The sequence below is a fragment of the Paenibacillus sp. 8b26 genome (genome assembly GCF_050626875.1).
Classification (GTDB): domain Bacteria; phylum Bacillota; class Bacilli; order Paenibacillales; family Paenibacillaceae; genus Paenibacillus.
The window spans coordinates 5,716,102-5,728,181 of record NZ_CP192445.1; the positions used below are offsets into that span (position 1 = coordinate 5,716,102).

13 protein-coding genes are annotated in these 12,080 nt (G+C 47.1%); 12 read left to right on the top strand and 1 reads right to left on the bottom strand.

The window, feature by feature from the left end; all coding sequences use genetic code 11:
• The first annotated feature begins 59 nt into the window (after window positions 1-59).
• The 11 genes from cmk to spoIVA all read left to right on the top strand — a co-directional run bounded on the left by cmk (window position 60) and on the right by spoIVA (window position 9,466).
• Window positions 60-767, top strand: coding sequence for a (d)CMP kinase (gene cmk, locus ACQ4MX_RS26565; RefSeq protein WP_431088240.1), 708 nt, complete (start codon window positions 60-62; stop codon window positions 765-767).
• Window positions 764-1,357, top strand: coding sequence for a lysophospholipid acyltransferase family protein (locus tag ACQ4MX_RS26570; RefSeq protein ID WP_431088241.1), 594 nt, complete (start codon window positions 764-766; stop codon window positions 1,355-1,357). The genes cmk and ACQ4MX_RS26570 overlap by 4 nt, the downstream gene beginning before the upstream one ends.
• A 120-nt stretch (window positions 1,358-1,477) precedes the next feature.
• Window positions 1,478-2,704 carry a 30S ribosomal protein S1 gene (gene rpsA, locus ACQ4MX_RS26575; RefSeq protein ID WP_431088242.1) on the top strand — a complete coding sequence of 409 codons (1,227 nt, stop codon included), beginning with the start codon at window positions 1,478-1,480 and terminating at the stop codon, window positions 2,702-2,704.
• Window positions 2,705-2,848: 144 nt separating this feature from the next.
• On the top strand, window positions 2,849-4,171 hold the full coding sequence (gene der / locus ACQ4MX_RS26580; RefSeq protein ID WP_025682256.1) for a ribosome biogenesis GTPase Der: 1,323 nt from the start codon (window positions 2,849-2,851) through the stop codon (window positions 4,169-4,171).
• Between the two features lie 11 nt (window positions 4,172-4,182).
• Window positions 4,183-4,791: a glycerol-3-phosphate 1-O-acyltransferase PlsY gene (gene plsY / locus ACQ4MX_RS26585; protein ID WP_431088243.1), complete on the top strand. Its 609-nt coding sequence runs from the start codon at window positions 4,183-4,185 to the stop codon at window positions 4,789-4,791.
• Window positions 4,784-5,824 carry an NAD(P)H-dependent glycerol-3-phosphate dehydrogenase gene (locus ACQ4MX_RS26590; protein WP_149093585.1) on the top strand — a complete coding sequence of 347 codons (1,041 nt, stop codon included), beginning with the start codon at window positions 4,784-4,786 and terminating at the stop codon, window positions 5,822-5,824. The genes plsY and ACQ4MX_RS26590 overlap by 8 nt, the downstream gene beginning before the upstream one ends.
• A gap of 171 nt (window positions 5,825-5,995) precedes the next feature.
• Window positions 5,996-6,271 (top strand): stage VI sporulation protein F, encoded by a 276-nt coding sequence (locus ACQ4MX_RS26595; protein WP_431088245.1) that lies wholly within the window; start codon window positions 5,996-5,998, stop codon window positions 6,269-6,271.
• Window positions 6,272-6,454: 183 nt separating this feature from the next.
• Window positions 6,455-7,084: a hypothetical protein gene (locus ACQ4MX_RS26600; protein WP_431088246.1), complete on the top strand. Its 630-nt coding sequence runs from the start codon at window positions 6,455-6,457 to the stop codon at window positions 7,082-7,084.
• Window positions 7,085-7,137: 53 nt separating this feature from the next.
• Window positions 7,138-7,488, top strand: coding sequence for a 2Fe-2S iron-sulfur cluster-binding protein (locus ACQ4MX_RS26605; RefSeq protein ID WP_431088247.1), 351 nt, complete (start codon window positions 7,138-7,140; stop codon window positions 7,486-7,488).
• Window positions 7,489-7,695: 207 nt separating this feature from the next.
• Window positions 7,696-7,974, top strand: a complete 279-nt coding sequence (locus ACQ4MX_RS26610; RefSeq protein WP_025682251.1) for a hypothetical protein — start codon at window positions 7,696-7,698, stop codon at window positions 7,972-7,974.
• Window positions 7,975-7,987: 13 nt separating this feature from the next.
• Window positions 7,988-9,466, top strand: coding sequence for a stage IV sporulation protein A (gene spoIVA / locus ACQ4MX_RS26615; RefSeq protein ID WP_431088248.1), 1,479 nt, complete (start codon window positions 7,988-7,990; stop codon window positions 9,464-9,466).
• Window positions 9,467-9,793: 327 nt separating this feature from the next.
• Here spoIVA and ACQ4MX_RS26620 read toward each other — a convergent pair whose 3' ends face one another.
• On the bottom strand, window positions 9,794-10,705 hold the full coding sequence (locus ACQ4MX_RS26620) for a hypothetical protein (protein WP_431088249.1): 912 nt from the start codon (window positions 10,703-10,705) through the stop codon (window positions 9,794-9,796).
• A gap of 135 nt (window positions 10,706-10,840) precedes the next feature.
• Between ACQ4MX_RS26620 and ACQ4MX_RS26625 the strand changes: the two genes are divergently transcribed.
• The gene (locus tag ACQ4MX_RS26625; protein ID WP_431088250.1) at window positions 10,841-11,773 is read left to right on the top strand and encodes a zinc-binding dehydrogenase; all 933 of its coding nucleotides are present in this window, start codon (window positions 10,841-10,843) and stop codon (window positions 11,771-11,773) included.
• Window positions 11,774-12,080: the final 307 nt, after the last annotated feature.

The following is a 12,080-nucleotide window of genomic DNA, read 5'->3' on the forward strand; positions in this document are numbered from 1 at the left end:
TTTCACGTCGCAGGCAATGCCTGCTTTTTTCTTGAGGTTAGGTTAGGAGGAATTACCCGTTGGCAAGGCAGCATGGATCTTCAAGTAATAAAATAAATGTAGCCATTGATGGACCTGCTGGTGCAGGGAAAAGTACGGTGGCCCGCTTGGTAGCGAAAGCACTTTCTTATGTTTATGTAGATACCGGAGCGATGTACCGGGCAGCAACGTGGTACATGATGCGCAAGGAAATTCCGGCGGAAAATGTAGAAAAAGTGCTTCAATATGTGCCTGAGTTGGTGATTGAATTAGTACCGGACCCTACAGGCCAAAAGGTTTATTGTAACGGGGAAGATGTAACGACAGTGATTCGTTCGATGGAAGTGACAGGCAAGGTGTCACAGTATTCGAGTATTGCGGGGTTACGTTCACGTTTGACTGAAAACCAGCGTGAAATGGCCGCACGTAAAGGTGTCGTTATGGATGGTCGCGATATTGGAACTACTGTGCTTCCTGATGCTGAAGTCAAGGTGTTTATGACCGCAAGTGTTCAGGAACGTGCCTCTCGCCGGTTTAAAGAACTGAGCGGAGCTGATGATATCACTCTGGAGCAGCTCGAACGTGACATTGCGGCGCGTGACAAGCTTGATGAGGAGAGGGAGGTATCCCCGCTTCGTTGCAGTGAAGACGCTATCGTGCTGGATACGACCCATATGGGCATTCAGGATGTCGTCGATACCATTGTATCTTACTGCACCACGGCGAAGGATGGAGAGATCAGACAATGATATATGCTGTATGCGTCCGTATTTTGCGTCTCATATACCGCTTTCTGTTCAGACTTGAGGCGGTAGGCAGGGAAAATGTTCCTGCTGAGGGTGGAGTACTGTTGTGTTCTAATCATATTAGTAATCTGGACCCTCCTACAGTTGGCATTTTGCTGGATCGAAAGGTTCACTTTATGGCGAAAGCCGAGCTATTTAATACTCCTGTACTTGGTCCGTTAATCGACAAGCTGGGAGCTTTTCCGGTCAAACGCGGTGGTGTGAGCAAGGAATCCATTAAGCTGGCTTTGACCATTTTGCGTGACGGCAAGGTTATGGGGATCTTTCCCGAAGGCTCCAGAGGAGCCGGGGGAATCGGTAAAAAGGGTGCTGCCAGCTTTGCGCTGCGTAGTGGAGCGGCTGCCGTTCCGGTCGCCATTGTTGGTGATTACAAGCTTTTCCGTAAAACGAAAGTGATATACGGCAAACCTGTTAATTTGGATGTTTACCAAAAGGGTGCCGTTATCGAAGGAGATCCGCTTGAGTTGGCAACAGAAGAGATTATGTCTCGTATTCGTACAATGCGAGAAACCGGCGAGCCTACGAATAACTGAAAGGCTTGCATGAATTGTGGCTAATCTCGGAAAACTAGAACAGAAGTTTAACAATGTTTTGAACTCTGCCATGCGCAGGTTTAAATAAATGGTTTTTTTTGAATTGAGGAGGGTATTGACATGTCGGAAGAAATTAAAAATCAAGAAGCTGCTGAAGCGGCAAATCAAGACGAGCTCGATCAAATCGTCTCCCTGAAAAAAGGTGACACCGTTAAAGGTACAATCGTGAAATTGGAAGATAACCAAGCGGTAGTAAGCATTGGATATAAATACGATGGAATTATTCCAATTCGCGAGTTGTCTTCTGGTTTGGACAACGCAGAAGAAGCAGTACAAGTAGGCCAAGAGGTTGAAGCTAGAATTATTAGCATCGACGATGGCAAAGAAAAACTTGTCCTGTCCAAACGTGCAATCGACAGTGAAAATGCTTGGGAAAAGCTGGAGCAACTGTTTGAAAGCAAAGAAGTATTTGAAGTGGTTGTTAATGATGTCGTTAAAGGCGGCATCGTTGTAGACGTGGGTCTGCGCGGATTTATCCCTGCATCCATGGTAGAACGCCATTTCGTTGAAGATTTCAGCGATTATAAAGGCCGCACATTGCGTGTTGTCGTAAAAGAGCTGGATCGTGAGAACAACAAAGTGATCCTTTCTCAAAAAGACGTTCTGGAAGCAGAATTCGAAGCCAACAAGCTTAAAGTAATGGCTGAGCTGAAAGAAGGACAAGAAATCGTGGGTACGGTTCAACGTCTCACTCAATTCGGTGCTTTCGTTGACGTAGGCGGCGTGGATGGTTTGGTTCACGTATCTGAAATTGCTTGGACTCATGTTGACAAACCTTCCGATGCGGTTTCTGAAGGAGAACAAGTAAAAGTGAAAGTCTTGAAAGTGGACCCTGAAAAAGGAAAAATCAGCCTGAGCATGAAAGCTGCACAGCCTGGTCCTTGGGAATCTGCTGCTGGACAATTTAACAATGGTGACGTTGTAACAGGCGTTGTTAAACGTCTGGTTAACTTCGGTGCATTTGTTGAAATCGCTCCTGGCGTGGAAGGTTTGGTTCATATCTCCCAAATTTCCCACAAACACATCGGAACTCCACAAGAAGTTCTGGAAGAAGGACAAGAAGTTAAGGTTAAAATTCTTGAAATGAGTCCTACTGAAAAACGTGTTAGCCTGAGCATTAAAGAAACTGAGGAAGCTCCAGAAGCTGCTCCAAGAGCAGAAAGAGCGCCACGTGCATCCCGCGCGCCTCGTGAGGAACTGAACAATCCGAACGTTTCTTTGAACAATTCCGGTCTGAGCATTACGCTTGGCGAACGTTTTGGCGATAAACTGAACAAATTTAAATGAGTTTGAATCAATACACTTTATAAGCATAACGTACACCATCGGCGGACCCAGAGGGTTCGCCGATTGTTGTTACGTGACAATATCGCTAACAGGCATGTTTTTTGCTATGATGATAGCGGAAGAATTGACAGGAGGAGTGAATTTATGGCAAGACCCGTTGTGGCTATTGTCGGTCGTCCGAATGTGGGTAAATCCACTATTTTTAATCGGATTATCGGGGATCGTTTATCCATAGTGGAAGATAAGCCTGGAATCACCCGTGACCGTATTTACGGTATATCGGAGTGGAACGGTAAATCCTTCAGTATTATTGATACTGGCGGCATTGAGATTGATGGAGAAGATGAAATCTTGAAATCCATCCGGATGCAAGCTGAACTGGCTATAGAAGAAGCAGATGTGATCGTATTTATGAGCGATGCGAAGGCAGGGATTACGCAATCTGATGAAGAGGTAGCCCAAATGCTGTATCGTTCGGGCAAACCTGTTATTGTGGCTGTAAACAAGGTGGACAATCTGGAACGTGCGGATCTGATTTATGAGTTTTATTCCTATGGATTCGGCGACCCCATTGCCATTTCCGGTAGCCACGGTATAGGTATTGGTGACCTGTTGGATGCGATCACGTCCAATTTGCCTGAGCTGGAAGAGGACATTTATGATGAAGATGTTATCCGTGTTGCCTTGATCGGCCGCCCGAACGTAGGTAAATCCTCGCTCGTTAACGCCATCCTGGGAGAGGAACGGGTTATTGTTAGTGACATTGCTGGTACAACGCGTGATGCAATTGATACGCCTTTTGAAAAAGACGGTCAGAAGTATGTACTGATCGATACGGCGGGTATGCGCAAACGTGGTAAAGTATATGAGACGACAGAAAAATATAGTGTGATGCGTGCAATGCGTGCTATTGAGCGTGCAGATGTCGTGCTGGTCGTTATTAACGGCGAGGAAGGCATTATTGAGCAGGATAAGCACATTGCCGGTTACGCTTATGAAGCGGGTAAAGCTTCGCTGTTTGTTGTGAACAAATGGGATGTCGTGGACAAGGACGACAAAACGATGCGCCAGTTTGAAACTAAAATTCGCGATCACTTTCTGTTCATGACCTATGCTCCGATTGTGTTCTTGTCTGCGAAAACAAAGCAGCGCTTGCAAAAGCTGCTCCCTGTTGTCCAGCATGTGGCGCAGCAGCATGTCTTGCGTATTCAGACGCATTTGCTGAACGATGTTATTTCCGATGCGGTTGCGATTAATCCTCCGCCAACTGACAAAGGACGCCGTCTGCGTATTAACTATGTGACCCAGGTTGCTGTTAAGCCGCCTACGATGGTTGTATTCGTCAATGATCCGGAAATGATGCACTTCTCTTACGAGCGTTATCTGGAGAACAAAATTCGCGCCGCCTTCAACTTTGAGGGAACTCCAATTCGTATCTTTACACGGCGCAAGTCTGACGAAAGTTAGGAGCGAATAGGTTGATTTTACAGATCATTGCCATCGTACTCAGTTACTTGCTTGGCTCTGTCAGCTTCAGTCTGCTGTATGGAAAATTAAAAGGAATCGACATTCGCCAGCATGGAAGTGGCAATGCCGGCGCGACGAATACGCTGCGTGTGCTAGGAAAAGGCCCTGCCATTCTGGTATTGCTGCTGGATGTACTTAAAGGGATTGTTGCGGTGCTTATAGGGCATTGGCTTGGCGGAAATTCATCCTGGTTACCGGGTTTGTGTGGCATTGCGGCGATTGCAGGCCATAACTGGCCGGTATATTTCCACTTTCGCGGAGGAAAAGGTATTGCTACCGCTATCGGTGTATTGGTCTCGATTGCCTTATTTCCCGCATTGTATGCCGGAATTATTGCGATTCTTGCAATCGTAATTACGCGCTATGTATCCCTTGGCTCGCTGATTTTTGTCATTTTGACACCTTGGATTTTACTGGTACTTGGTTATGCATGGCCGCTCTTCTGGACGGCTCTGGTCATTTGTGTGTTTGCTGTGTGGAGACACCGCACCAACATTGCCAAGCTGGTACGGGGGAAAGAAAACAAGCTTGGCTCCAAAGGAGGAGATCGTCTTGTCTGAGAAAATAGCTGTGCTGGTCGCGGGCAGTTGGGGAACAGCTCTGGCTTCCGTCCTTGCGGCCAATAACAACGATGTCTCTGTCTGGACGAGAAACGAACAGCAAGCTGCTGAAATCAATGAGAAGCATACAAATGAGCATTATTTACCTGGTTCTGTCCTATCTGAACGGATTACGGCTACAACTGATATGGAAGCTGCGGTGTCTGGTGCCAAAGCGGTCATAATCGTAGCTCCTTCCGCTGCTGCGCGTCAGGTGGCGCGTAGTCTGAAAGCATTCTTTACCAAGGATATGCTGATTGTCCATGCCATAAAAGGCTTTGAAACGGAAACACTTAAGCGTATGTCCACGGTGATTTCAGAAGAGTTGGAGGTCGTGGAGGGTGATATTGCCGTATTGTCCGGTCCGAGCCATGCGGAAGAAGTGGTGCGGAAATGCCCCACGACGGTTGTAGTAGCCTCGTCTAATGAGAAGGCAGCACAGGCTGCACAGGAGCTGTTCATGAACTCCTATTTCCGCGTATATACGAACCGGGATTTGTTGGGTGTGGAGCTGTCCGGGGCGTTGAAGAACATTATTGCTTTGGGTGCGGGTATGTCGGACGGACTAGGCTTCGGAGATAATGCAAAAGCGGCTTTGCTGACCCGTGGGTTGGCAGAGATTACCCGTGCCGGAGTAGAAATGGGAGCCAATCCTTTGACCTTTGCCGGGCTTGCAGGCATCGGCGATTTGGTTGTTACCGCAACAAGTCGTCACAGTCGTAACTGGCGTGCAGGCTCGCTGCTTGGGCAAGGGCGAAAGCTTGATGATGTGCTAGAATCTATGGGCATGGTGGTAGAAGGCATTCGGACGACAAAGGCAGCCTATGCGATCTCGCAAAAGCTGGGCGTTCAGATGCCTATTACGGAAGTGCTGTACGGGGTACTGTTTGAAGGGCGAGATGTCCGTAAGGCCGTTGAGGCGCTCATGGGTCGCGATCCGAAAACCGAAATGGAAGTCATGCCCTTGCAAACATGGGAACAATGGCATTCGTAAGGGCCTAGCTGCACATATAAAACTTACAAAAGGCTGTCTCGAAAGTAGATTTTATCTGCGGTTGAGACAGCTTTTTTCAGTTAGGCATAAGGCATGTCTTTTGTAAGCTTAATCACCTTTGACCTCCATCATTCATAAACTGAGTTGAGTAATGGCGGAGGAGGGGATAATGTGAATAAAAACTTTCCGAAAGATGCGTTGAAGGCCATTAACAAAAAAGGTGGCAAAAACATATCTGAAAATGCGGTGAAGAAGCTGGCAGGCACCGTGAAGGCGGACACGCTTCAAAGTGAAGCGCAGTTGCGTCAGCTGATAAAGCAGGTATCTGCGATGGCCAATATTCCGGTGTCGGAAGATACAGTAAGGGATATTGTCGGTGCCGTCAAAAAGAGCGGAATGAGTCCTTCCAATATGGAAGCGTTGATGAAAATGATGATAAAAAAATAAAAATTACAGTCGTTTACCGGCTGGTTGTATTCTCCGTGAACCGGACAGGTTCACGGCTTTTTTTTATTATTTCAGCAGATTCTCGGCTGTTCTCTTATCATAAAATGTCGAACTGCCATACGTAACATGTTATAATGGTGCCCAACAGGAAACGGGATGATGGACTGAAAGGGAGGAAACAATGTGAAGGAGGCTATATCTTCGCTGCGATTGAACAAGCTGCCTCACGAGCTGACAGCTGCGCTGAGCAGCTTGGCGGACGGCTGGGCGTCTATTGCTGTTCCGTGGATGCTGGGAGGAAGCTGTTCGCTGCTTGTGCAGGAGGTTGAGCTGGATCGACTGCCCCGAGATATTGATATTTACGCAGATATTCACGCAGCGAAGCAGCTCCATGCGAAACCACCGGGTGTGATGATCGACCGACAGCAGGTGGATCGTAGTGGTTCGTACGTTTCATTGCTGAGCCATTATGAGCTGGAGGGATTTCCAGTTGAGCTTGTGGGCGGTTTCGAGGTGCTGTGTGATGGAGCTTTATATCGATTGGAGGTCGAACGGTTGCTGTGGTCGGCTGGAATCCGGCTTGATCTGGGGCACTCTTCACTGCGTCTGATGCCACTCAGTCATGAGTTGTTATTTAATCTATTACGAAATCGCTCCGACCGATATGAGGCGATAGCGGACGCCATGAAGCGTGATCCGCAGCGACATATAGCGGTGCTGAATCAACTGCTGCTCAGCAACATTTGGACAGATGACCAACTGGGTAAGCTGCAAGAGCTTTTGCCTTGGCCAGAGCTGCATTCCAGAAGCTGAATAAGGCTGTAATTGGCAGATTTCGTGGTTGCTACAAGAATGGAGGACCGTTCATGGATGTGCATATTACGTTTAAGCCGTCAGGCAGGCGCGTACAGGTCGGTCAAGACACGACATTGCTCCAGGCCGCACGTAAAGCGAACGTGTATATTCCAACCCGTTGTGATGGAAAAGCGGCCTGTCTCATGTGCAAGGTGCATATTTCACAGGAATGGGCTGTACACGCAGGCCAGCCAAGTGATGCAGAGCGTCGCAAGCTGGGACCTTTGCTGGATGAAGGCATCCGCTTGTCCTGTCAGGCTCGCGCCCAGAGTGATGTTGAGGTGATGATACCGGAGGATAGGCTCAAGGCGGCTGTTCGGCGACAGCTTGAGCGTCAGGCGCAGGAAGACGAACTATGGTGAAGCTTACATCCTAAAGCCTAAACTCAAAAGAATAAGAAACAAAGGATGTTATCCGACGACTTTGATGCTTATACCCCTAAGTGAACGCTCAAAAAAGTGTTCTCAAAATGGGTATGAGTTGCATAGAGAGTCAGGAAAACATCCTTTTTTTATTATAAATCTAGCGTCGAAGTCATGGGGAAACCCTGCTACGCATATATTAGGTGAGTGGACCCAAACGTAAAATATCGTTTTGCAGTAATCGCTGTGACGAACTCTATTTTTTTCAAAAACCTGAACATATTTTACGGAGGGGATACATATGATGGTATCAGTCCAAATGCATGTACGAGTTTACGCCGTTTCGCCGATTCCATCAGTCTCCTGAATCTCGGCGGCGGACGACTTCCGGGCATTTTAAAGGCTGTTCTGCCGCATCTGGGATCAAGCAGTTGGTTGAACACGAAGCGGATGCTCTTTAAGCATTTTTCCTTCGGAGACTTTTGAGGAGGGGATTTCATTGGAGAAAGTGGACATTTTTAAAGATATTGCCGAACGCACCGGAGGAGATATTTATCTAGGGGTCGTCGGCGCAGTCCGAACAGGTAAATCAACTTTTATCAAGCGGTTTATGGAGACAATTGTTCTGCCGAACATCACAAGTGAGGCGGACCGTGCCCGCGCCGTAGATGAGCTGCCACAAAGTGCGGCAGGGAAAACAATCATGACGACGGAGCCTAAATTCGTACCGAATAATGCTGTCCAGATCAAAGTAACGGAAGGACTGGATGTGAATGTCCGTCTGGTCGACTGTGTAGGATACGCAGTAGAGGGTGCGAAGGGGTACGAGGATGAAAATGGCCCACGGATGATCTCCACGCCATGGTTTGAAGAACCGATTCCGTTTCAGGAAGCGGCGGAGATTGGCACGCGCAAGGTCATTCAGGAGCATTCGACGCTCGGTGTTGTCGTTACGACAGACGGCACGATTGCGGAAATCCCCCGTAGCTCTTATGTAGAGTCGGAAGAGCGAGTCATTGAGGAGTTGAAAGAGGTAGGCAAGCCGTTTGTGCTGGTCATCAATTCCACGCATCCGCGCAGCGATGAAACACTTCAACTTCGCAGTGAGTTGGCGGCCAAGTATGATATTCCTGTTATGACGCTCAGTGCGGCTACGATGACAGAAGATGATGTTACAGGCGTGCTTCGTGAAGTATTATATGAATTCCCAGTGCATGAGGTGAATGTAAACCTGCCGAGCTGGGTTATGGTGCTGAATGAAGATCACTGGCTGCGCAGCAATTATGAAAATTCCGTCCGCGATACGGTAAAAGACATTCGACGCCTGCGTGATGTAGACCGGGTGGTCGGCCAGTTTATGGACTATGAATTCATCGACAGGGCTGGTCTGAGCGGGATGAATATGGGCCAGGGTGTGGCGGAAATTGATCTGTTCGCACCGGATGAGCTGTACGATCAGATTTTGGTCGAGGTGGTTGGGATAGAGATTCGCGGCAAGGATCATCTGCTGCAAATGATGCAGGATTTTGCCCATGCCAAGCGGGAATATGACCGTTTCGCCGAGGCGTTGGAAATGGTCAAGACGACCGGATACGGCATTGCTGCTCCGTCGCTGGCAGAGATGGCCTTGGATGAACCTCAACTGATTCGCCAAGGTACGAGGTTTGGTGTGCGCCTCAAGGCCACAGCTCCTTCTATTCACATGATTCGTGTCGATGTGGAATCGGAGTTTGCCCCGATTATCGGGACAGAGAAGCAAAGTGAGGATCTTGTGCGCTATCTGATGCAGGATTTTGAAAATGACCCGATCAAAATTTGGGAGTCGGACATATTCGGTCGCTCGCTGCATGCCATTGTCCGTGAAGGCATTCAGGGCAAGATTGCCATGATGCCGGACAATGCACGCTATAAGCTTCAGGAAACGCTAGGTCGTATTATTAATGAAGGCTCCGGTGGTCTCATTGCTATTATTCTTTAGGCGTAATCAAATGAAAAGGTGCAAGAAAAATATCGTAGAGAGCAGACTCTCTTTGCGGTTCGCAGAAAATAAAGTATTAGATTGACCCCCAAAACGAGACAGCGGCAGCCACGGACGAGAAATAAAGTCCGTGGCTGCCGCTGTTTTTTTGAACTAATGTTTCTCGTTAGCGGAATGTAGTTTTTATTGCAACGATATGTTGAAAAGAGTTTCATCACTCAAAAACCCCGGTGGTAATTCTCATACTTTGCCTCTTCATACGTAGCACCGCGGAAATTTGTAATAAACGATTCTTCTTCTAGATCAATCCTGTAGCAATTTGACTGACTATGGATTGACACCGTAGTTCTGACACTCGGCAGGACACCCCAAGTATTCAAATACTTTGCGTGCAGAATCGTCAACCGGCAAGAAAACTTCAATTCCAGGATACATATGGCTGCTTACAGAAAGATGAATCTGCTTGTAGCGAATGGGGATGAACTCGCCCGAGGTTTCCATTCTGGCCAAAATGATTTTCGATGGCTCAACTTCGTTGGCCAAGCCCTTTGCCTGCGTATTCCAATACTTATTAATATCGTCGTATTTCTGAAATCTTTCAATTAACTTTTTATACCAGTGGTCGTAGCGGGAATACATGTTATTTCTTTTGAAAGCTTGTATACCGTAAATGGCATGTGACTCCCACTGCTCGAACGACGCCGCATCGAAGGTAGAACGGGGACGAATGGGAATATCGGAGTTAAAATGAAAATCAGCTATATTCAGTTTGTCATTAATAAAAGAATCGAAGGGGATGTCGAATAAATGGCGAAATGGCTCATTTAACCCCTTAATATCTAAGGTATGGGTGACGATCATTGCCGGAAACGGCAAATTACTCATGATCTGTTGCGCTTGCTCCAGCGCCAGTTCCAGAGACCGTCCTTCCAATTCGTGATAGATCGGAATATAATCGGCGGCCAGGAGCAGATCGTTGCGCTCATCGGAAGTGCACTCCAGATATTCAGCAATATGGATAATGGTTTGGCGGTTAGGCACTCGATGCGAACGTCCAACCAGTAGATTTTTATACGTAGGACATGCCTCATCGTTGAGCTCCTGCTGAGTAAACCGTTTCAACAGCGGGTGAGATTGATCAGCATATTCCCGTTGACGTTTCATGCGAAGTGCTTCAATCTCTCCCAATACAATTTTTAACGTTTTATATTGAAAGTCCTCTTCCTTATGCACGGTCATCCTTTTCTCATCCCTTTTTATATTAATGAGGTGTAGTTCTACACTTGGTGCAAATGATCTCCTACAGTATACTACATTGTGAAAAAGGGGAGCTATATACAATGTGTTCTCAATTACAATCATGGAGGAGATCATATGGTTCGTGCAATTGTAACAGATCCGTTAGCTTCAGGATATTTCGCTATAAAGGAAGTTGCTGCCCCACAAACCCAGCCTTGGGAAGCGATCGTTCAAGTACAAGCCTTCTCCCTTAATCGAGGTGAAGTGGTAGATGCAAGGGATAATGGAGAGCAGATCAGGCCGGGCTGGGATTTTGCCGGAATCGTCATCGAGCAGGCCAAAAACGGAACTGGTCCGAAACAAGGAAGCCGTGTCGTTGGCCTTCTCCCGATGGGAGCATGGGCCGAACAAGTTGCTGCCCCTACTTCATTACTGGCTGAAATTCCTGATGATATTACATTAGCCCAGGCCGCTACTTTACCGGTAGCTGGTCTGTCAGCACTCTATACGCTTAGAAAAGGAGGAATGCTGCTCGGTAAGCGAATATTGATAACTGGCTCGACTGGCGGAGTTGGGATTTTCGCACATCAGCTAGCAGCGCAATCTGGAGCTTTTACAGTAGGGATAGCCAGAACAAAGGAAAAAGCCTTACTTGTTCAAGAAGCTGGTGCTAATGAGGTTATCGTTGGAGGTACGGCGATTTCATCGGTCGATACATTTGGACCTTATCATTTAATTATCGATTCAGTAGGTGGCGATACGCTAGCTGCCTTACTGCCTCAGCTTGCACCTGAGGGGATATGTGTATCCATGGGGCATTCGTCCTCACCTTACGCAACGATTAATATCAGGGGCTTAGGTGGTAGAACCTTGTACAGCTTCTTTCTAGGAGAGGAGATAAATCGCTATTCGCCGGCGGAAGATCTAAAATTACTAGGCGAGCTTGTTTCAAAAGGCCAGTTAGTGCCTAGGATTGAAGTGGAGGCATCGTGGAAGGAGATTGGAACTATCGCCCAACAACTGATAGAACGGAAGTTCTCCGGTAAAGCAGTGCTCCTAATAAATTAGATGTGAGCTTCACCATATTGAAAATGACAAGGAGATCGTATCTCCGGGCTAGCTTCGCTCGTGATGTTCACATTTAAGCATAAGGAAAAATCGATCCAGTGGTCATCCCCCTGTCAAGTAAAGAACTAAAAAGACGCCTTTATGCAGCAACCGTTTCCTGATATTCAATCGGGGAACGGTTGTTTAATTTTTTCTGAAATCTATTTAGATGTAAAACGAAATATAATCTCACACCAACATCTATGCTATATTCCTATGAAATTGCCGTATTTTGTCATATATGATCGTAAAAAATTTTTATATTCAC

What these genes read in the sequence shown, in the direction of transcription:
- der (WP_025682256.1), top strand. Translation starts at nt 2,849, where the DNA reads ATGGCAAGACCCGTTGTGGCTATTGTCGGTCGTCCGAATGTGGGTAAA.
- ACQ4MX_RS26620 (WP_431088249.1), bottom strand. Translation starts at nt 10,705, where the DNA reads ATGACCGTGCATAAGGAAGAGGACTTTCAATATAAAACGTTAAAAATT.
- ACQ4MX_RS26570 (WP_431088241.1), top strand. Translation starts at nt 764, where the DNA reads ATGATATATGCTGTATGCGTCCGTATTTTGCGTCTCATATACCGCTTT.
- rpsA (WP_431088242.1), top strand. Translation starts at nt 1,478, where the DNA reads ATGTCGGAAGAAATTAAAAATCAAGAAGCTGCTGAAGCGGCAAATCAA.
- ACQ4MX_RS26625 (WP_431088250.1), top strand. Translation starts at nt 10,841, where the DNA reads ATGGTTCGTGCAATTGTAACAGATCCGTTAGCTTCAGGATATTTCGCT.
- ACQ4MX_RS26605 (WP_431088247.1), top strand. Translation starts at nt 7,138, where the DNA reads ATGGATGTGCATATTACGTTTAAGCCGTCAGGCAGGCGCGTACAGGTC.